This is a genomic window from Acinetobacter sp. S40, from assembly GCF_016624705.1.
GTDB lineage: Bacteria > Pseudomonadota > Gammaproteobacteria > Pseudomonadales > Moraxellaceae > Acinetobacter.
The window spans coordinates 538,884-560,252 of record NZ_JACVTU010000001.1; the positions used below are offsets into that span (position 1 = coordinate 538,884).

The following is a 21,369-nucleotide window of genomic DNA, read 5'->3' on the forward strand; positions in this document are numbered from 1 at the left end:
CCATCAGGTGGCCTTTTTCTTAAATAAAAGAGGATAAAAATGTCAAATTTATTTGTTGTCATGTTGGGTGGTCGTCATGTCCGAGCAAATACGGAAGTCCATGATGTGGTATTTGCCATCGGATCATCACTGGATGAAATCACTCCACAACTAAAACAAGCATGGTTTGGTGAATTAAAAGGGCTGCATATCGATGCGTGGATGAAAGTACGAGGAATAGAATCAGACGATGTATGTTATCAAGTTCATTTATCTCATGCCGCACCATCTACGCATGAGCAAAAGCTATATTTAATTAATCTTGGTGGCTACGATGCACGTGAATTTGGTGAATTACATCGATATGTTTTGGTCGTTGCGCCAGATTTGACCATTGCCAAACAACGTGGTAAGGCCTATATAGACAAGAAATGGCAAAAAGCACATACCGATCGGATTATTGATGTCGATGATTGTCTCGCAATTGATTGTATTCATGGGCGTTATATCCATTTAGTAGAAGGTAACTTTGCTGCAAATGAGTGGGAAAATACCTATATTACGCTGGCTTGAGTCCTCTAATTTAAAAAAATGAAATCAAATTCACGATATGTTTTTCATCTATAAGTAAAAATTGTGTAAAATTTGCACGTGCATCCTGATTTAAAATGGATTGGTTAAATGGATTTAATACAAGAAAGTGGTCAACCACGTTATGGCCGTTTTAAGGAAATACCCAGTGCGATTAGTCTGAATCGTTATGTCTATCAGTCGCCTTTTGGCAAGATAGAAAAAGGCTGGTGGCGTAAACTGAAATACAAAAAATTTAAATTTTGTAGTATTCAGCATGAACATTATTCTATTGGTTTAGCGATTGCGGATATTGGTTGGGCAGGGCATGGTTTTGTCTATATCTATGACCATGTTAACCAGCAAGTACTAGAATGGAATGCTATTCAACCTTTGGCACGTAAAACCCATGTGGATGAACAGCCACAGTTTAATCAAAGCTATTTTTATAAATCACCATTTGAAATTGAAATGCAACATGCCAATGGCGTGCGCTATGTACGTGTCACGAAATATGGTGAAATTAAACTGAGTGCGCGAATTTTTTGTGCAGGAACAGAGCCTTTAAGTTTATGCTCACCCAATGGTATTAATGGTTGGACTTACACCCAAAAGAAAACCACCTTGGCGGTTGAAGGGTATTTTATCAATAAACAAAATCAACTTATGGAGTTTAATGATAAAACCTTTGCTGCTTTGGATGATACTTGTGGTTTTTTACGACCAGAGACAGCGTGGTTTTGGTTATCCTGTAATTTCTGGGATGTACAGGGACGTCGTATCGGCATTAATTTGGCATCTGGTGTTAATGAAAGTTTTGGTAATGAAAACTGTCTATGGGTGAATGGCCGCCTTTATCCACTAGCAGATGTCTTGTTTGAACGTGTACAGGAAAATCACTGGCAGATTCGCTCTCTGGATGAAAAATTGCAGCTAAAAGTAGAAACTGGCTGGCGACGTTATGAGAATATTAATCTCAGAATGGTCGGTAGCCAGTTTAGTCAATGGCAAGCCAAGCTAACTGGACAGATTCAGTTAGAACAAGATGAAGTCATTTACCTAAATCATGAGTATGCTTTACTGGAGCAGCATTACGCCAAATGGTAAAGTTGAAAAGACCTTGCTCACAGGAGTAAGGTCTAAAATATTTAGGATTCACGAATATCTAACCATTCAATATAACCTGTGCCTTCTATGGCTTTCCCTTTGAATGTACCTTGGTATTGATAACTGCCTGCATAACCACCCGCCATGCCATATTGAAAATCCTGATTGGATCGACCTTCAATAGTGATGAGCGGGACGCCATGATTATCATTGACTGTCCATGAAAACTGCTGGGGCAATCTCATACTTAAACCATTGGGTGTGGTTAAACGATTCGGCTCAAATTCTTGTACAGTAAGGTTAAAACCCTCCTCATAGATATCGCCGTAGTCATCGAGCGAACGTAGATAAACTCGCTTTTGAATTACGCTATTCAATGAACCGAGCACTTCGACCAAAAGGACTTGTGTATTTTCATCAATGTTAATAATTTGATAGGTAAAAAATTGCATCGGCAAATTAACATTTATGCCTCTAGCATATTCATACGTGCAGAGTCCCTGAACTTTAGTTTTTTTGCCTTTATAATCAAGAAAACCTTCGTATTGACATAATAAAGACCAGTGCTGATACATGCCCCCAACCAACTCAACAAAATTGGCAACTTTATCTGTAGCTTCAATTTTTAGATCAAAATTAAAATCATGACCTTCACGTTTTGCATGAAACAAGGGATATTTGCCTTCAATTAGGATGTCATTTGCAAAGCGTAATAAGGAGCCATTACTTATGAGCTCACAATCATGTTGCACACTATAGCCGTTAAAATGATCCGGTGTGCCTACAGCTGTACCGACTAAAACATTTGCTGTGTTGATGGCTGAAGTCTTAATCAAATGGGTATTTTTAAATAATTTAATTTTTGGTTGTCCTACCACAATCAGAAAATTTAAAAAATTAAATGGTGCTGATAAATTTGGAAACATCATTCCATAATGCACACAGGTATATTTGCCTCGTGGCGTGTGAACTTCAGTGTCAGGGTCGAAAGGTTGGCTGTGGTTGAGTCGCGAGTGGTCAATCAAATTCATCAACTTATGGGGAAGTTGGATTTGACCAGAAAAAGGAAAAGCCATGGCGATTAGCCCTAAGTTCTAATTTATGAAAGATGAATAAAGCATAGATTAAGTGGTTTAATTAATATCATTTAAGGAAAATGTTATGTCCTTAGAAACTAGGGTGAATCTATAGATGTTTAATATTTTGGTGTTTTTTGATGCTGATTTATAGATAAGCCAATGATATAAAATTTATTATATTATTTTATATCAATGGCTTGAAAGTGATTTAGTGGCCTGCTTCCCAGAATGCCTGACCAGCTAAAATAGGATCTTTAGTTTCCTGATAGGTTTTGACCCATACATCGTATTGGTGAATAACCGGATGCTGACTTGGATGAAAGTCAGATTTATACCAGTCTAGATATTCCTTTTTCATAGCGGTTAAAATTCCCTTAGGTCCCAGAAACCACGGCAAGCCTTTACGAAATAGTTGCAAACGTTGACGGCCATCAAAACCGTCACAGCGTAACATCACATTGGCACGATACAAGGTAAAACCAAGCATTAAAGCAGTTGTGATTGCTAACGCAAATTTACGTGTGGCTTCGGGAACGTCACCGACTTGTTGCATTACATCAAAAGCCACGTCGCGATGTTCCATTTCTTCAATAGAATGCCATGCCAGTAAAGCACGAACATAAGGGTGAACGTCTTTCAACGTTTCTTTTTTGCTATAAAAAGTTTCTGCCATTAGCGCAGTTAAATGTTCCGCTGCCGCAGTCATGGCGATATTGTATTGAGGAGAACGTTTGGTGAGTTCAAAGCGAAAAATCTTTTTAAGCATGGTGGTGAATTGTTCGACAGGCATGCCTTGCTCTTTCATGAGTTGGTTCATCTTGTCATGCGCAATCCCATGCTGGGCTTCCTGTTTAATAAAGTCAGCTACACGTGCTTGTAACTCAGGCTCCTGAATCTTGTCCCGAAATAGACGAACACACTCGATAAAATAACGTTCGCCATCAGGAAACGTTAGACTGAGGGCATCAAAAACGCGAGTACGAAAAGGATCACCTGCAAACCAAAAGCGAGGAATTTCTTCCAGTTTAAAATCCAGTTGGGTACGCACCACAGGATCAACCTGATATTGGACATGTGCATTCATTTGTTTTAATTCTCGGTTGAAAGAATGATTTTAGTATGGCGACAGCCATCCGTTTTGTTTTGACAGTTGTTGCCATATTTTATACAAATAGCGACATCAGTCTAAAAAGGTGTATCTATGTCGGTGAAAATCATTGTGGGATATGTGCGCCTTCTACATCGCGTCTTGCAACACTATCAACTGGAATCCCTGCTAAGTGGCTCAGAACAACTGACTCAGTGGAAGCAATTTACTGAGGCTTTACATCGTGATTCTGAACAAGGTTTCGACTTAAATGTTTATGTGCAGCTACTCAAACAGCTCCAGCTGTATTTTAAACGGCCTGTTAGCCTAGTGATGGCTGAGCATGCCAGCTTACAAGATGTGGGCATGATGGGTTATCTGGCATCCACCAGTTTAAATCTACAACAAGCTTTGTATCTGCTTGAGCAATATTATCCTTTGTTGTTTAAACAAACCAATCTGGAACGATTAAAAATCGTGGAGCAAGATCAACTGATTCAGATTCTATGGAGTGCAAATTATGAGGATTATCGTGAAATTTATGAGCTAAACTTAGCGATGATTTTTAAAATCGCCAAACTGATTGTGCAGGAACAGTTAATCCCTCCTAGTTTTATTCAACTGGGACTGACGCCACATTTGTCATTAAGCCATTATGAACAATTTTTTGGCTGTAAAATTCAGGTATATGTAGGGCAATACAAAATCTGTTTTGATCACCATGTATTACTGGCCAGAAGCTTTGCAGCTGATCAGCAATTGAATCAAGTGTTATCAAATCAAGCCAAACAATCCTTACAACAGACTGATACTTTTGAACATCGCCAGCAGATATTAAAACAAAAAGTATGGGGATTTATTGAACAAGGCTTAAAACAACAAAATGAGATTGTTCAGGAATATGTGGCCAGACAAATGCATTATTCTGAGCGAACCTTACAACGACAATTAAAATTATATCAGCTTAATTTTCAGGATATTCTGGATGAATATCGTTTGCAGCTCAGTCAATATTATTTACAGCAAGGGCGTTCTCTGGTCGAAATCGCGACATTATTAGGTTATGCCGATCAAAGTGCTTTCGGACGTGCTTTTAAACGCTGGACGGGGCAAACGCCAAAACAGTATTTAAGACATGTTTAAATAGGTCAGATTATCGACTGAAAAGGGTGCAAATTTTATAAGCACATCCTCAAGATTGTGGTTTTCCATAAACTAGTTTTACCGTTGTGTATATGAAAGTGCCATATTTTTCATAAATCAGTAGACGTATTTAGTTTAGCTATAAAGCACATTATATTTTTGTTTTTATATCATTTTTTTTATAAATTTTCTTTTGTTTTGGTTTTTCATTTCCCGAAATTACGTCGAAAAATAGGAAGCTTTGATCATTGAGAAAAAAAGTAAAATATTGATAAATGTACAGTCTGGGTTGTAGGGAATCACAACAATAGCGTATATGCGAATGCGAAGACTGTTCAATGAGCAAAAAATAGCGTTACAATGCGATGTTCTGTATTTCTACAAACAACTCCCTTTTTTAAAATCAGGTTTTAAATAATCAAGGAAAGCACAACCCTATGTCACGTCTCGCCACTCGTTTTGAACAGCTTAAATCCCAACAACGTAAAGCGTTGGTTTCTTATGTGATGGCGGGTGATCCAGAACCACATGTCACTGTACCGTTACTACATAAAATGGTGGATGCTGGTGTAGATGTGATTGAACTGGGTTTACCATTTTCTGATCCGATGGCAGATGGCCCAGTGATTGCACTTGCGGCCGAACGCGCCTTGGCAGGTGGAACCAATACACTAGATGCATTGAATATGGTCAAGGAATTTCGTAAAAATGATACAGAAACGCCTGTGGTTTTAATGGGATATCTAAATCCTGTTGAAGTCATTGGTTATGAAAAATTTGTATCGACTGCGAAAGAGTCTGGTGTAGATGGCATTCTTTTGGTGGATATGCCACCTGAAGAAGCCAAAGATTTGGACACCGTGCTGAAACAGCATGACATGGATCAAATCTTTTTACTTGCCCCGACCTCGACTGATGAGCGTATTCAGCATGTGGTGAAACAGGCTAGTGGTTTTATCTACTATGTGTCACTCAAAGGCGTAACGGGTGCTGCCACATTGGATACAGCTGAAGCAGCGGCGCGTATTGCCAAAATCAAAGCGCATACGAACGTACCAGTAGGTGTGGGTTTTGGGATTAGTGATGCCTCTTCTGCCAAAGCAATGGGACAGGTCGCCGATGCGGTGATCGTGGGAAGTGCTTTAGTTAAACCTTTTGCTACATTGGCAATCGACCAAGCGGTTGAAAAAACGGTCAATAAAATCAAGGAGCTTCGAGCTGCGCTCGACGAGTTAGTATGAATCAAGAAGTGAAATCAGGGAAAATTCTTAGCCCATCAACACCGTGGACTGAACGCCATGTTCCTGGCATCCACATGCCTGATGAGCAACAAGTTCTTAAGGCAACATTTACTGAGCCAACGATTGAATGCCCTGAATGTCATGCATTGGTGACTCGTACTGCAATTGCATTCAATGCCTATGTTTGTCCACAATGCGATGAACATTTACGCATGAAGGCACGTGATCGTCTTACATGGTTCTTTGATCAGGTTCAGACTGAGCTGGGTCAGGAATTTGCAGCCAAAGATCCGCTTAAATTTGTTGATAGTAAACCTTATCCTGAACGTATGCGTGAAGCACAAAGCAAAACTGGCGAAACAGAAGCTTTAGTTGTGATGCAGGGCAGTTTAAATAATATCCCAATGATTGCCTGTGCTTTTGAATTCGATTTTATGGGTGGCTCAATGGGAACAGTTGTTGGCGATCGCTTTGTTCAAGCGGCTGAACGTGCGATTGAACTCAAGCAGCCTTTAATTTGTTTTGCTGCTTCTGGCGGTGCGCGTATGCAGGAAGGCATGTTATCGCTTATGCAAATGGCACGTACCTCTGCTGCGATTCAGAGAATGAAAGATGCACATTTACCATACATCGTAGTTTTGACCCATCCAGTATACGGTGGTGTAACGGCATCTTTGGCAATGCTTGGCGATGTCCATATTGCTGAACCGAAAGCCATGATTGGTTTTGCGGGTAAACGAGTAATCGAACAAACTGTTCGTGAAAAACTGGATGAACCGTTCCAGCGCGCTGAATATTTGCTTGATCATGGTGTAATCGATCAAATTGTTCATCGCCATGCATTACGTGATACTGTATCGCGTATCGTGGCGAAATTGATGAACTTACCTTGAAACATGATGCTCCAAAAATAACAGATAATTTAGAAACATGGCTCGATTATTGGAGCCATGTTCACGTTACAGGCATTGATTTAGGTCTAGAGCGTGTGATTCCAGTTGCTGATGTGCTTGGGGTGATGCAACCTCAAGCCAAGGTGTTTACAGTGGCTGGAACCAATGGTAAAGGTTCAACTACAACCACGTTAGCCTCTATTTTAAATGAACAAGGCTATCAGGTCGGGCTTTATCAATCTCCCCACATTTATCGTTTTAATGAACGTGTTAAATTGAACGGTCAGGAAGTCGATGACCAAACTCTCATTCATGCTTTTGTACAAGTCGATCAAGCACGTCGTCAATGTGAATTAAGCCTCTCCTTTTTTGAAGCCACCACTTTGGCAGCTTTCCTCATTTTCAAACAAAAACAATGTGATGTCTGGGTGCTTGAAGTCGGTTTAGGCGGGCGTCTGGATGTAGTAAATGTGATTGATCCCGATGTTGCCGTGATTACTAATATTGGTCTGGATCATACCGATTGGCTCGGCGATACGATTGAAAAAATTGCATTTGAAAAAGCGGGTATTATGCGCTCTGAGATTCCTGTGATCTTTGCGGGACTACAGGATTTGCCCCTAGCCATTCAAACTAAAGCTGCGCAAGTCAATGCTGACTTATATGTAGCGCAAAGAGATTATTTTTATCAAGATGCAGGGGATGGTTGCAGCTGGAATTTTGCATCCTCAGGAACTACACTAAAACTTCCTCTTGGCTCTTTGGCTCTTGAGAATATTTCTACTGCGGTTGCTGCGGTACTTTTAAGTGGTTTAAACATTTCTCAGGCTGCATTGGCCAAAGGAATCGAAAAAGCACAACTTGCTGGTCGTTTTGAACAACGAGTCATCGCAAATAAAACCATTATTTTTGATGCTGGGCATAATGCACATGGTGTAGAATTTTTGTTAAAGCAATTGCGAAATTTCTTGGAATACAATAAACAGTACACAGAAGTTGTTGCTGTATTTTCGATGCTGGCAGATAAAGATATAAAATCAGTGGTAGAGCTATTAAAACCGACTGTTTTAAATTGGAAAGTTGCACCGTTACATGTACCTCGAGCTGCATCATTATCTCAATTGATGGATGCATTACAGGGAGAGACTGTACACAGCTTCGATAATGTCCAAGAGGCGTTTAAATTAGCACTTGAGCAAACCAACAATAATCAGCTAATTTTAGTCTGTGGTTCGTTTCATACATTAGAAGCGGTGTGGGAGTATCTGGAACAATGTCAATGAATAACAAACAGCGCTGGATGGGTGGTGTTGTTTTATTAGGTGGTGGTGTTTTATTGGCAGCATTACTCCTGAAAGGAAAAGAAGAAATACACCAAACTCAAGTTCAAACTCAGCAGAAGGTAGAGCAACCTGCCAAGAACAATAATCGTTCAGATCAGGCAGGCGAAATGGTGCAGTTGCAACCACTTGCTGTAGATGTAGAAACTGAAAAACGGTTGCTTGAAGAACAACGACGTGCTCGTGAAAAAGCAGTTGCAGAACAAGAAGCTCGTGCTGCTGACTTTTTAGCACAACAGCAACAAGCAGAAGCTGCAGCAGCACGTAAAGCTGCGGAAGAGTACGCAGCAATTAATGCGCGGCGCAATGCAGCTCAGGAAAGTTCAGATAATATTCCACCAGAAATGAGTGATCAGGCAAAAACCACTGCTCAAAATATTACGCAAAAGTCGGCTGATCAGAAAAAAATGGATCAGCAAAAGCTAGATGCTGAGAAAAAACTTGCTGAACAGAAAAAGCAGGCTGAAGTTCAAAAGGCCGCAGAACAGCAGAAAGCTGAACAACTGAAAAAGCAAAAAGAGACTGAAGCAAAACGTAAAGCTGAACAGGAGCGTCAAGCGGCTGAAAAGAAAGCTACAGAAGAAAAACAGCGCCAATTAGAAGCTGAAAAAGCTGAAAAGAAAGCCGCTGAAGATAAGCGTAAAGCTGAAACTGAGAAAAAAGTGGCAGATGAGAAAAAACGCAAAGCTGAAGAAGATGCCAAGAAAAAAGCAGATGCAGATAAAGCACGTGATTTACTAGAAAATGGTGATAAAAACTGGATGGTACAAGTGGCGTTGGCAGCCAATCAGGCAAATGCAGATGCAGTTGTTTCTAAGCTGCGTGCCAAAGGTTATAAGGTGACGACAAGCCCAACATCTAAAGGCATACGAATTATGGTTGGGCCATCTAAAAGCCGAGACACAGCAGATGCTGCACGTAAAAAAATTGTCTCTGACAGTAGTTTGAATATGAAATCAGCTTGGGTTATAGATTGGGTTCCCTTAGATCAGCGTTAAGCGTTTCTAGTTATTTTCAGATGGTTTCGAGAGTTGTTCCCGAATCCATTTTACATTTTCAGGGGTAAATATATGTTCAATATTTACCCAGATCGGGTGGTAGCCATAATGACCGTATTTCATTTCCTGAACAGCATTTTCAATCGACCAATTTTCAAAAACAATACGATACATGGCAATACTAGCGCCAGTTCGATCTGAACCATGATAACAATGTAACAAGACTTTTTGTCGATTTTGCTTGGCGTTTTGAATATGCTGCATCACTTTTAGCAAATCTATTCGATTGATGGCCCACGTATGAATGGGGACATGGATTAAATTGAATTCATGTTGATCCAGCACTTTAAGATCGTCATTGCGGCTGCGCAGATTAATCACAGTCTGAATCTGTTGTTGTCGTAATTCAGCTATTAATGCTGGCGAAGGTTGTTCACTTCGATACACATCTGGACTAATTTTATAAAAGTTATGTTCTGCTTTAATCAAATTGCCCCAATGTGTCGGTCGTTGCTCAAGCGGAAGCGCAGGATGGGTTATACAACCAGATAGATTTAAAGTGACACACACTCCGAGAGAGCATAAAAATAAAGTTTTCATGAAAGTGGGCGATAACGTAAAAATTCTTGAATATCATGGGCACAAATCAGTTCAATTTTTGGCTCCTGTTGGGCTAAGTATTGAAGTTGTTTGAGATTGTTTAAACGCATTTTATTATCATGAGCCAGCATACTTTCAAATACATGCAGACCTTTGAGTTTTTGTTTAGGATCAAGCTCTAAATGTGAAAAGTAAGCATCTCCACAAAATAAGATCCAGCCTTGTTCCTGTTTAATCGCGATACCTGAATGACCAGCAGAATGCCCCAGTAATGGAATCATTAAGATTTCATCCTGAAACAAGGGTAAACCTGAAACTTTTTCCAGATTAAACCAGCTTTCGCCTTGCATATGTTCTATAAAATTCCAGAATCGGTGGTTTTTGAATTGAGCTGTTTTATAACGAATACGATTGCTGAAAGATAATGATTGTGTCGCATTAAATTCTGATGCCAGCACATGTACGGTAGCTTGAGGAAAATCAGAAATCCCTCCAGCATGATCAAAATCTAAATGACTCACAAAAATATGCTGTACATCTTTGGGATTTAGGCCAAGTTCTTGAATTTGATGAATAGCACTGAGCTTTGGATTATTTTCGATTTTTCCAAATTTATGAAGCAATGTGCCAAGTCGCTGCTGCGGATGTAAATAATCTTGTAAGCCTAGACCTGTATCAATGAGAACCAATCCACGATCAGTTTCAAGAAGTAAACAGTGACAGATAATATGTGCTTTTAAGCCTTTTTGACTGACCAAAGGTGCACAGGCAGGACACATTGTGCCGCAATGTAAATGATGAATTTTATAAATCATAAGTTTATTGTTTTCAGTGTATTGACTCCTTTATAACCCAGTCTGCATATTTTACCAAATCTGTTGAGTATAAAAAATACCCACTATGAGGTGAGCATTGAGTGGAGAAAGAACTTTATTTGTTATTATTTTATTTTCCTCATTCTTTTTGTCTTCAGTTCTATAATTCGTTTGTCTTATATTTTTGTTAGAGCATTACATTTTAGGCTACGCACTTCACTTGTCTTGCGTTCGATTAAAGCGTTGCATTTTAGGCTACGCGCTTCGCCTGTCTTACGTTCGATTAAAGCGTTGCATTTTAGACTACGCGCTTCGCTTGTCTTGCGTTCGATTAAAGCGTTGCTTTAATCTCACTCAGGCTGTGGGGTGAGGCGTAGATAAGGTTTAACTGCTTTATAGCCTTTAGGAAAGCGCTGTTTAATTTCTTCTTCATCTTTAAGAGACGGAACAATGACCACCTCTTCACCTTGCTGCCAGTTAGCAGGGGTTGCAACTTTATGTTTATCTGTCAGTTGTAATGAATCCAATACACGTAAAATTTCATTAAAGTTACGACCTGTTGAGGCTGGGTAGGTGATAATCAAACGAACTTTCTTGTTTGGATCGATAATGACTAATGAGCGTACAGTTGTTGTTTCACTAGCATTGGGATGAATAAATCCGTATAGCTCCGAAACCTTACGATCTTTATCAGCAATGATTGGGAAGTTCACCGTAGTGTTCTGGGTTTCATTAATGTCATTGATCCAGCCATGATGCGATTCAACATCATCCACAGAAAGAGCAATCGCTTTGACCCCACGTTTTTCAAATTCATCTTTGAGTTTGGCTGTATAGCCGAGTTCAGTGGTACATACAGGCGTATAGTCAGCTGGATGTGAGAATAAGATGGCCCAGTGATTTCCTAAAAAGTCATAAAAATTAATTTCACCCTCACTGGATTGTTGTTCAAAGTTGGGTGCAGTATCACCTAAACGTAAGCTCATTTTAAACCCTCGTATCATCGTTATTGGTTGTATGACATTTAATATGCAACGTTTTTATTGCATTTAAAATTATTGTTTTCGCATGTCGTTATGAGCTTTTACGATAAAGAAGAGGGGTGCTGTTAAAAAATAGATCAGAAAATCGCATGTAAATCGGTGTAACTTAAATGCAAATTTGCTACATTAACGCTCTTTGGTTGTGTAATGTCAGAGTTGTCTAGCAGATTTTTTCGCTGTTTGGATGCAAAACCCTTGTAGTTCTTATTTCTGACTCCATAATAACAGCTAAGAAAAAATTAACCGACCTAGGGTTTGTTGATATTAACAGACCTTATAACAAACAGGATTAGAGAGTTTATTCATGTTGGCAAGTCTGATCGGAGGTATCTTCGGTACAAAAAATGAGCGCGAACTTAAACGCATGCGTAAAATTGTCGATCAAATCAATGCGCTCGAGCCGACGATATCAGCACTAAGCGATGCAGACCTATCTGCAAAAACTCCTGAATTCAAAGAACGTTATAAAAATGCTGAAAGTCTGGATAAATTATTGCCAGAAGCATTTGCTGTCTGTCGTGAAGCAGCAAAACGTGTCATGGGAATGCGCCATTATGATGTACAGCTGATTGGTGGTATTACCCTACACGAAGGTAAAATTGCTGAAATGCGTACAGGTGAGGGTAAAACCTTAATGGGTACGCTGGCGTGTTATTTAAATGCTTTAAGTGGACAAGGCGTTCATGTCATTACTGTCAATGATTATCTGGCACAGCGTGATGCTGAATTAAACCGTCCTTTATTTGAATTTTTGGGATTGAGCATTGGTACGATTTACTCAATGCAATCTCCAGTTGAAAAAGCACATGCTTATCAAGCTGATATCACTTACGGTACGAATAACGAGTTCGGTTTTGATTATCTGCGCGACAACATGGTGTTTTCACTACCAGAGAAAAAACAGCGTGGTCTAAATTATGCGATTATCGATGAGGTCGATTCGATCCTGATTGATGAAGCGCGGACTCCCTTAATTATTTCGGGTCAAAGTGAAGATTCTTCTCAGCTTTACGCTGCAATTAATAATATTCCACCAAAACTGCATGCTCAGAAAGAAGAAAAAGTAGCCGATGGTGGTCATTTCTGGATTGATGAGAAACAGCGTTCAGTTGAAATGACTGAAGTAGGCTTTGAAAAAGTCGAGCAAGAACTGATTGCAATGGGCTTGTTGGCAGAAGGCGAGAGTCTTTATTCTGCAAGTAACTTGAGTCTGGTACATCATGTAACCGCCGCGATTCGTGCACATTTTCTGTATCACCGAGATGTTCACTATATTATCCATGATGGTGAAGTGATTATTGTCGATGAACATACTGGGCGTACTATGCCAGGTCGTCGTTGGTCAGAAGGTTTACATCAGGCGGTTGAGGCCAAAGAAGGGCTTGAAATTCAGCCAGAAAACCAGACGCTTGCAACAACAACTTTCCAGAATTATTTCCGTTTATACAAAAAACTTTCAGGCATGACAGGTACAGCTGATACTGAAGCAGCGGAAATGAAAGAAATTTATGGTCTGGATGTCGTGATTATCCCTACGCATCGTCCAATGGTTCGTCAGGATCTAAACGATTTAATTTATCTGAATCGTAACGGAAAATATGATGCGATTGTGCAGGAAATCAAACGCATCCAGTCCACGCGTGCGCCAATTCTAGTGGGTACAGCAACGATTGAAGCCAGTGAAGTTTTATCGCATAAATTAACTCAAGCAGGCATTAGGCATGAAGTGCTGAATGCCAAACAGCATGAGCGTGAGGCGGATATTATTGCTCAGGCTGGTAGTCCAGATTCGGTGACGATTGCGACTAACATGGCGGGTCGTGGTACAGATATTATTTTGGGTGGTAACTGGAAAGCCAAATTAGCTAAAATTGAACATCCAACGCCTGAAGATGAAGCACGTTTAAAAGTTGAATGGGAACATGATCATGAAACCGTGCTGAATGCAGGTGGTTTACATATCGTAGGTTCAGAACGTCACGAATCACGTCGTATTGATAACCAGTTACGTGGTCGTGCGGGTCGTCAGGGTGATCCAGGTGTATCGCGTTTCTATTTATCGCTTGAAGATGATTTGATGCGTATCTTTGCAGGTGACCGTGTGGTTGCCATGATGCGTGCAATGGGTCTAAAAGAAGATGAAGCCATTGAGCATAAAATGGTGAGTCGTTCTATTGAAAATGCACAGCGTAAGGTTGAAGCGCGTAACTTTGATATTCGTAAAAACTTATTGAAATATGACGATGTCAATAATGAGCAGCGTAAGATCATTTATTCACAACGCGATGAAGTTTTAGCTGAAAGTACGTTACAAGACTATATCGAAGAAATGCATCGTGATGTCATGAAAGGCATGATTGCGAACTTTATTCCACCTGAATCTATCCATGATCAGTGGGATGTTGAAGGTTTGGAAAATGCCTTGCGTGTAGATTTGGGAATGGAGTTGCCCATCCAGCAATGGCTTAGCGAAGATCGCCGCCTTGACGAAGAAGGCTTGGTCCAACGGATTACTGACGAAGTGATTGATCGTTATCGCGCACGCCGTACCCAAATGGGGACTGAAACCGCCGTAACGCTTGAACGCCACTTTATGTTGAATTCACTGGATCGCCATTGGAAGGATCATTTGGCCGCCATGGACTATCTGCGTCAAGGTATTCATTTACGTGGCTATGCTCAAAAGAATCCAGAGCAGGAATATAAAAAAGAAGCCTTTAACTTATTTATTAATATGTTAGGCATCATTAAATCCGACGTGGTCACAGATTTATCACGTGTTCATATTCCTACCCCAGAAGAATTGGCTGAACTTGAAGCACAACAGCAGCAGCAAGCTGAAGCGATGCGTCTGTCTTTTGAACATGATGAAGTTGATGGTTTAACAGGAACGGTCACACATCATGAAATTGATGAACAGGTACCGTCATCACAGCAAATTACTCCACCTGCGAGCCGCAATGCGCCATGTCCATGTGGATCTGGTCTGAAATATAAACAATGTCATGGTCGAATCTAATTTTTAGATCACCTCTTTGATTTAAAAAAGCAGAACATTTATGTTCTGCTTTTTTTACGAGATGTTGCAAGCCGTGAATAGTATTTGCAGTTTTTCGGATTAAATGGTATTTACTTGCACATCTTGACGTGAAAACTGGTAAAGACAATGAAAAAAGTATTACAAACATTAGCGATGACTGCTTTAACCATTCCAGCATTTGCATTCGCTGCAACAGAAAATGTACAACCGACACCGACTACCACAGCAGATAAAATTATGGCAGCACAAGGTAATACAACTGCTGAGGCAAGTGTTCAGAATCAGACGACCACGATTGTAAGCCCAAGAACTGGTATTCGTTATACATTAGGCAATACTGGTAACCGTCCAATTATCTTAAAAACAGCGGCGATTAGCGCGGCAAACTCAGCAAATATTAATCGTATAGTGGCAAGTAACCCTGCACTATCTGTAGCAAGTCAAGAAAAAGCCAAACAGGCTTTATTAGGTACATCTGCTCAATTGGCAGCCAACTAAAAACTAAAATAAAAAAAACCAGCAATATTGCTGGTTTTTTTATTGCTTTAAATTCTATCCCAGTGCTCGATTTTTATGTCATTTTGAACTAAGCTTTTCTTTTTTCTATAACGTATTTATCGGATATTAAAAATGGCTGTTGGTGACGTAACAATGCCACATATGCATGTGGTAAAAGGTGTGAAAATTGGTTCAACTCAGGCTTATGTACGTTACCCAAATCGACGAGATTTAGTTGTTTTTGAATTTGCTGAAGGTTCTCAGGTTGCAGGTGTATTTACTCAAAGCGCTTTTGCAGCGGCACCTGTCTTACTGAGTAAAAAACATCTAAATGAACGTTCTTCAGAACAGCAACCCCGTTATCTTATTATCAATACTGGAAATGCTAATGCTGCAACAGGAAAAGTGGGGCTAGAAAACGCTGAAAAAACCTGTGCCAAATTAGCTGAACTGGCTCAAGTGCAAGTTCAACAAGTGTTGCCTTTTTCAACGGGTGTTATTGGTGAACAGCTTCCGATCGAGCGTTTATTGAATGGAATTCAGCCTGCATTGGATACTCTGGATGAAGCTAGCTGGACAGATGCTGCTTTGGGAATTATGACCACCGACACAGTGCCTAAAGGTGCTTCTGAACAGTTTGAACTGGATGGTATCACTTATACTATGACAGGCATTAGCAAGGGCGCAGGGATGATCCGTCCCAATATGGCAACCATGCTGAGTTTTGTGGCGACTGATGCACCCCTTAGTCAGGCCGTCGTTCAAAAGCTATTGCAAACGACTGTGGAACATTCATTCAACCGTATTACCATTGATGGTGATACTTCAACCAATGACTCTTGTATTTTTGTAGCAACCGCACAGGCGGGTGGTCAGCAAATCCAGTCTAGTGATGATTTACGTTATACAGTGGTACTTGAGGTACTAACTCGTATTATGAATCGTTTGGCGCAGCTCATCGTAAGGGATGGTGAGGGTGCGACTAAATTCATTACTGTGACTGTTGAGGGTGGAGCCAATACGCAAGAATGTTGTGACGTAGCCTATAGCATTTCAGATTCGCCTCTAATCAAAACGGCTTTGTTTGCATCCGATCCAAATTGGGGGCGTATTGTGATGGCTATTGGTAAAGCGGGTATTGAACACTTGGATAGCAATAAAGTCCAGGTGTGGTTGGGCGATGTGCAAATTTGTCTGGATGGTGGTGCGAATCCTGATTACACGGAAGAGATGGGTGCTGCGGTGATGGTCGAGAAAGAAATTACCATTCGTGTCGATCTGGGGCGTGGTCAGGCTAAAGATACGGTTTATACCTGCGATTTGTCTTATGATTATGTGAAAATTAATGCAGATTACCGATCTTAAATATTCAGTTATAATGTAAACAACAAAAGGCCTCCTTCGTGAGGCTTTTTTAACAGCCTCTTGAGGTAATAAGTTATAGCATCATCGCCAATAACTTGTGATGCAACGTTACAAGCATGCCAGCCAGTATGCGTAAAGGATGAGAAGACGTTTATGAGCAGTGCGAATTTAATTGCCAATGAAGCAAAAAACATTGTGCAGGTGCATTTAGATCGCTTAGGTGAGCCGAAAGACCAACACTTAAGTCCCGATGTAAAGCAGGCAAAATTTGCTGAAATCGCAGCAGAACTCAAAGAACGTAATGCCGTACTAGTAGCGCACTATTATTGTGATCCCGATGTACAAGAACTTGCTGAATTAACCGGTGGTTGTGTATCTGATTCACTAGAAATGGCGCGATTCGGACGAGATCATTCTGCAAGTACTTTGGTTGTCGCAGGTGTGAAGTTCATGGGGGAAACCGCCAAAATTTTATCTCCAGAAAAAACCATTTTGATGCCTACCCTTGAAGCAACTTGTTCGCTGGATTTGGGATGTCCAGTTGATGAGTTCACTGCATTTTGTGATCAGCATCCTGATCATACAGTTGTAGTTTATGCGAATACCTCGGCTGCAGTTAAAGCACGTGCAGATTGGGTGGTTACTTCAAGCTGTGCAGTAGAGATTATTGAACACCTCGATGGTTTGGGTGAAAAAATTATCTGGGCACCGGATCAACACTTAGGTCGCTATATCCAAAAGAAAACTGGCGCAGACATGTTACTTTGGGATGGTGCTTGCATTGTGCATGAAGAGTTTCGTGCCCGTGGTATTGCCAATATGAAAGCGTTGTATCCAGATGCTGCTGTTTTGGTACATCCTGAATCACCAGAATCAGTGGTGGAAATTGCAGATGCTGTTGGTAGTACTTCACAACTGATCAAAGCTGCTCAAACATTGCCACATCAGCGTTTAATTGTAGCAACCGATCGTGGTATTTTTTATAAGATGCAGCAAGCGGTTCCAGATAAAATTTTGGTTGAAGCCCCAACCGCGGGTGAAGGTGCAACCTGTCGGTCCTGTGCACATTGCCCATGGATGGCAATGAATGAGCTAGATGGAATTTTGCATGTATTGCAGCATGCAGATCAGGAAATACATGTGGATCCTGTGCTTGCAGAACGTGCTAAAATTCCTCTGGATCGGATGTTGGCTTTCAGTGCTTCATTAAAACGCTAAAATGCTGCTTAAATATACATTCGATAAGGATTTTTAATTTTTTTTAATTCTAGGTGTTGACGTAATCACACGTCGCGCCTAGAATGCACACCGTACCGCACGATGTGCGATATAGCAAAAGCTGAGATAGATCGGAGCATAGCACAGCCTGGTAGTGCACCTGGTTTGGGACCAGGGGGTCGTAGGTTCGAATCCTACTGCTCCGACCACTTAAAATAAACTGTTTTGTTATTTTAAGATCGGCGAAATATCGCATGATAGTTATATCATCGGTTACGCGCCTGTAGCTCAGTTGGATAGAGCATCCGCCTTCTAAGCGGATGGTCACAGGTTCGAATCCTGTCAGGCGCGCCATTTGGTAGCTTGGTATTGTAGAATCAAATGTTATGGTGGATGTAGCTCAGTTGGTAGAGCCCCGGATTGTGATTCCGGTTGTCGTGGGTTCGAGCCCCATCATTCACCCCAATTCGGAGCATAGCACAGCCTGGTAGTGCACCTGGTTTGGGACCAGGGGGTCGTAGGTTCGAATCCTACTGCTCCGACCACCTTTAAGAATTAAAGGTAGGTTGAAAGAATCCGCTTAAATGCGGTTTTTTTATGCCTATAATTTTTTAATTTGACCGTACCTCCATCATTTTATTTGATAGAGGTTCAAATGCTTTAAATTTAAGGAATAATAATTACAGCAACACGACGATTGGTGGCACGATTTTCTTCATTGATATTCGGTACTAATGGTTGTTCAGCACCCCGACCAATAATTTGTATATTTTGTGATTTAAAGCCGTGCGCTAGAAAAATATTGGCAACACTTTGAGCGCGCTCTTGTGATAGTTTTAAATTGTACTGTGCTGCGCCGATATTATCGGTATGTCCAACGATCTTCACTTTTTCTAAATCATATTTTTGCAATTGATTACTTAAACGTGAAATTTCCTGTTCATGTACAGGTTTGATATCTGTTTTATCAAAATCAAATAACAAACGTTCTGGTAAACCCAAAGTCCAGCCTTCATCTGTTAAAACAAAACCTTCTTTTTTCAGCATACGCACTTGTTTATATTTTAATGGGCCAAAACTTAAGCAACCAGAAAGAGCAATACAAATGATTGCCAAGAATGAAATTTTCAGGGAGTGACTAAGCATGTGGAATTCCAAAATTAGGGTTTGTAAATAAACCAGTGGTGAGTTAAGTGTTTCGCTTTATACATCGATTGATCGGCCTGCATGATCAAATCTTCTGGAGTAGAGGCAAATCGTGAAAATGCGATTCCCAAACTAAAACTGAATTCAATAGACTGCCCTTCAAAAATAATTGGTTGTTTGCTACTAGAAATTAAATTTTCGGCAATCGTAATCAAGTTTTCAACTTGATGGATTGATTGCAGTATGACGGCAAATTCATCACCACCCAAACGTGCAATAAAGTCCTGATGTCTAAGTTTTGATTTTAAGCGTCGTGCCATTTCTTTAAGAACAGCATCACCTGCGAGATGTCCAAATTGGTCATTAATTTGTTTGAAATTATTATTATCAATAAACATCAGCGCAGAACTTTGTCGTTTGTGACTATCCTCAAATAAACTGACTAATTCCTGATAAAAATAACTTCGATTTGGAAGTTGAGTTAAATGATCGTGATGTGCTTTAAATGACAGTTGATGGTTTTCATTTTGTAGATGAGTATGCCATTTTTGAATTTCCTCAAGCAGTTGATTGAACACATCATTCAACTCCTGAAATTCTTTGATATCATTGTGTGGGAACCGTAAGTTATATGCTTTTTGGTCGCTTACTACTTGTGCAATTTGAGTCAATGGACGCATGGACTGCATGATATAGCGATAAGTCAAATTAGTTGACCACCACAAAGCCATCACAATAAAAATCATGGCAATCGCTAATCCAATCAAAATGGTGATAATAAATTGGATAATCTTCTCTGAGCTTCCAAAAAGAACCAACTCACCAATTTTGTTATTATGATGATAAATAGTTAATTTGATTGGATCTTTTAAAAAAATATGATCCAATAAGCCTTGTAACTGACTAGAATATAGCGGGGGTTTGGAGCTGGAAGCTAATTCGTGATTGGACTTATCATAAATAAGAATTGTTCGAATAGAGTGTTGCTCTGTATATTCATTTAGAATCTGCTGTAAAGTCACCTGATCTTTAAAAACAAGTGCGGGTTGAATACGTTCACTAACCGTTAAACTCAAAATATTCAAATTTTGTTTAGCATAAGTCTCTATCGTAAAAATAGAAATCAGCACAAACGTAAATGTACAAATAAAGAAAGTAATTGCAAAAATCGTCGCTTGAGATTTTCGGAATAAAGAATGTAAAGATTTCGATTCATATAGACTTGAAATCATATACTCTTACTCCGCATTGCGAGCTAAAAGTAATACTCTAGGATCGATATGAACCTGAGAATGACTTAAAGCATCCAGATTAACTTTAAAAGTGGTTAATCCACGTTGCGTGTATAAACAAAAAATACTTCCAATCTCACAATCTGGATTATTATTACTAAAAGACAATAAATTCTTTTGAGGATAAGCATTCACTAAATTTTGTTGTTGTTGAGGAGTAAGATTGGAAAAGTAAACTGCTTGACATTGAGATTTGGGAAAATTGCCCGCGGTTAAACCCTGTATATGATACTCATAGGCAGATTGCTTAACCTGATTCTGAAAAGCTGTTGTTGCGGTAGGATTATCGATGACACATAACGTTGGCGTAATATTATTTGGCCATTTACTATAACTTAAAATAGCTAACGTCAGACTATAAGCATTATGTACAGAAACGGCAGACACAGTTTCACACGTCACTAAAATGACAATAGCAACAGCCAGACTTCTTTTGATATTGCCAAACATTTCAATAAAACTTATAAATATGCGAACCGTAATATAATTCTACTTAAATTAGCTGCCTAAAAAAAGTTCTAAATTTATTCAATTCAAATTCGCTCCAAGCTTTTAATTTCGAAATACAATCATTTTGTTTGTAAAATAACCAAACGTTTGGAAATGGTGCAAAATTTAATCGATGTATTTAAAAACCTTTAAAAAGTGGTTGCATGGATGGGGGAATGCTGTAGAATGCGCACTCATCGGCGGTGATGTTGATAAAAACTTGTTGAAAAACAGGGTGTTGATTGGGTCTTGGTGGATTTGATTGATATTTTGAAGATTAAATAAGTTTGAAAAAAATATCGTTTTCACCTGTTGACTTTTAAGAGATTAAGAGTAATATAGCCGACCTAGCTTGATGCTGACGAAGCATGAAGAAGATCATTAAGAGCATAGAAGAACAACTTGTGTGGATTTTTACTAATTGAT

The 21,369-nt window shown here is 39.8% G+C and carries 19 protein-coding genes and 4 tRNA genes; 15 read left to right on the forward strand and 8 right to left on the reverse strand.

What is annotated here, in order from left to right:
- Positions 1-39 precede the first annotated feature (39 nt).
- Together IAE19_RS02435 and IAE19_RS02440 are read left to right on the forward strand one after the other, a co-directional pair.
- Complete coding sequence (locus IAE19_RS02435) at positions 40-552, forward strand: DUF1543 domain-containing protein (RefSeq protein ID WP_200459338.1); 513 nt, start codon at positions 40-42, stop codon at positions 550-552.
- Between the two features lie 108 nt (positions 553-660).
- Entirely contained in the window at positions 661-1,656 is a 996-nt protein-coding gene (locus IAE19_RS02440) for a DUF2804 domain-containing protein (RefSeq protein WP_200459339.1), read from the forward strand.
- A 41-nt stretch (positions 1,657-1,697) separates the two neighbouring features.
- Here IAE19_RS02440 and IAE19_RS02445 read toward each other — a convergent pair whose 3' ends face one another.
- Positions 1,698-2,732, reverse strand: coding sequence for a DUF6670 family protein (locus IAE19_RS02445; RefSeq protein WP_200459340.1), 1,035 nt, complete (start codon positions 2,730-2,732; stop codon positions 1,698-1,700).
- Between the two features lie 211 nt (positions 2,733-2,943).
- Complete coding sequence (locus IAE19_RS02450) at positions 2,944-3,819, reverse strand: metal-dependent hydrolase (protein WP_200459341.1); 876 nt, start codon at positions 3,817-3,819, stop codon at positions 2,944-2,946.
- A gap of 117 nt (positions 3,820-3,936) precedes the next feature.
- On the opposite strand from IAE19_RS02450, the gene IAE19_RS02455 reads away from it, so the two are divergent.
- The 5 genes from IAE19_RS02455 to IAE19_RS02475 all read left to right on the forward strand — a co-directional run bounded on the left by IAE19_RS02455 (position 3,937) and on the right by IAE19_RS02475 (position 9,437).
- Entirely contained in the window at positions 3,937-4,965 is a 1,029-nt protein-coding gene (locus IAE19_RS02455; RefSeq protein WP_200459342.1) for an AraC family transcriptional regulator, read from the forward strand.
- A 437-nt stretch (positions 4,966-5,402) separates the two neighbouring features.
- Positions 5,403-6,206 carry a tryptophan synthase subunit alpha gene (gene trpA / locus IAE19_RS02460; RefSeq protein WP_200459343.1) on the forward strand — a complete coding sequence of 268 codons (804 nt, stop codon included), beginning with the start codon at positions 5,403-5,405 and terminating at the stop codon, positions 6,204-6,206.
- Positions 6,203-7,099: an acetyl-CoA carboxylase, carboxyltransferase subunit beta gene (accD, locus tag IAE19_RS02465; protein ID WP_200459344.1), complete on the forward strand. Its 897-nt coding sequence runs from the start codon at positions 6,203-6,205 to the stop codon at positions 7,097-7,099. Before trpA ends, accD begins: the two co-directional genes overlap by 4 nt.
- Positions 7,096-8,382: a bifunctional tetrahydrofolate synthase/dihydrofolate synthase gene (gene folC / locus IAE19_RS02470; RefSeq protein WP_200459345.1), complete on the forward strand. Its 1,287-nt coding sequence runs from the start codon at positions 7,096-7,098 to the stop codon at positions 8,380-8,382. Before accD ends, folC begins: the two co-directional genes overlap by 4 nt.
- Positions 8,373-9,437: an SPOR domain-containing protein gene (locus IAE19_RS02475; RefSeq protein ID WP_200459346.1), complete on the forward strand. Its 1,065-nt coding sequence runs from the start codon at positions 8,373-8,375 to the stop codon at positions 9,435-9,437. Before folC ends, IAE19_RS02475 begins: the two co-directional genes overlap by 10 nt.
- 6 nt (positions 9,438-9,443) lie before the next feature.
- Here the strand turns inward: IAE19_RS02475 and IAE19_RS02480 are convergent, their stop codons facing one another.
- From IAE19_RS02480 to IAE19_RS02490, 3 genes are all read right to left on the reverse strand, one after another.
- Complete coding sequence (locus IAE19_RS02480; RefSeq protein ID WP_200459347.1) at positions 9,444-10,037, reverse strand: dual specificity protein phosphatase family protein; 594 nt, start codon at positions 10,035-10,037, stop codon at positions 9,444-9,446.
- Entirely contained in the window at positions 10,034-10,852 is an 819-nt protein-coding gene (locus IAE19_RS02485; protein WP_200459348.1) for an MBL fold metallo-hydrolase, read from the reverse strand. The genes IAE19_RS02480 and IAE19_RS02485 overlap by 4 nt, the downstream gene beginning before the upstream one ends.
- A gap of 350 nt (positions 10,853-11,202) precedes the next feature.
- Positions 11,203-11,838 carry a peroxiredoxin gene (locus IAE19_RS02490; protein ID WP_200459349.1) on the reverse strand — a complete coding sequence of 212 codons (636 nt, stop codon included), beginning with the start codon at positions 11,836-11,838 and terminating at the stop codon, positions 11,203-11,205.
- A gap of 361 nt (positions 11,839-12,199) precedes the next feature.
- Here IAE19_RS02490 and secA point away from each other — a divergent pair, with 361 nt between their 5' ends.
- The 8 genes from secA (at position 12,200) to IAE19_RS02530 (ending at position 18,561) form a co-directional block, all read left to right on the forward strand.
- Positions 12,200-14,914, forward strand: coding sequence for a preprotein translocase subunit SecA (gene secA, locus IAE19_RS02495; protein ID WP_200459350.1), 2,715 nt, complete (start codon positions 12,200-12,202; stop codon positions 14,912-14,914).
- Between the two features lie 147 nt (positions 14,915-15,061).
- Complete coding sequence (locus IAE19_RS02500; protein ID WP_200459351.1) at positions 15,062-15,433, forward strand: hypothetical protein; 372 nt, start codon at positions 15,062-15,064, stop codon at positions 15,431-15,433.
- Between the two features lie 132 nt (positions 15,434-15,565).
- Positions 15,566-16,798: a bifunctional glutamate N-acetyltransferase/amino-acid acetyltransferase ArgJ gene (gene argJ, locus IAE19_RS02505; protein ID WP_200459352.1), complete on the forward strand. Its 1,233-nt coding sequence runs from the start codon at positions 15,566-15,568 to the stop codon at positions 16,796-16,798.
- 153 nt (positions 16,799-16,951) lie between these two features.
- On the forward strand, positions 16,952-18,016 hold the full coding sequence (nadA, locus tag IAE19_RS02510; protein ID WP_200459353.1) for a quinolinate synthase NadA: 1,065 nt from the start codon (positions 16,952-16,954) through the stop codon (positions 18,014-18,016).
- Positions 18,017-18,148: 132 nt separating this feature from the next.
- Positions 18,149-18,225 (forward strand) — tRNA-Pro (locus tag IAE19_RS02515).
- 68 nt (positions 18,226-18,293) lie between these two features.
- Positions 18,294-18,370, forward strand: a tRNA-Arg gene (locus IAE19_RS02520).
- A gap of 35 nt (positions 18,371-18,405) precedes the next feature.
- Positions 18,406-18,481 (forward strand) — tRNA-His (locus IAE19_RS02525).
- 3 nt (positions 18,482-18,484) lie between these two features.
- A tRNA-Pro gene (locus IAE19_RS02530) sits at positions 18,485-18,561 on the forward strand.
- A 121-nt stretch (positions 18,562-18,682) separates the two neighbouring features.
- Here IAE19_RS02530 and IAE19_RS02535 read toward each other — a convergent pair.
- From IAE19_RS02535 to IAE19_RS02545, 3 genes are read right to left on the reverse strand one after another with little or no spacing between them, the layout of a single operon-like run.
- Positions 18,683-19,162: an OmpA family protein gene (locus tag IAE19_RS02535; protein WP_200459354.1), complete on the reverse strand. Its 480-nt coding sequence runs from the start codon at positions 19,160-19,162 to the stop codon at positions 18,683-18,685.
- A gap of 14 nt (positions 19,163-19,176) precedes the next feature.
- A complete protein-coding gene (locus IAE19_RS02540) occupies positions 19,177-20,394 on the reverse strand; it encodes a diguanylate cyclase domain-containing protein (protein ID WP_200459355.1) in 1,218 nt (405 codons plus the stop codon).
- A 6-nt stretch (positions 20,395-20,400) separates the two neighbouring features.
- Positions 20,401-20,862, reverse strand: a complete 462-nt coding sequence (locus IAE19_RS02545; RefSeq protein ID WP_413784479.1) for a YfiR family protein — start codon at positions 20,860-20,862, stop codon at positions 20,401-20,403.
- Between the last annotated feature and the right edge of the window lie 507 nt (positions 20,863-21,369).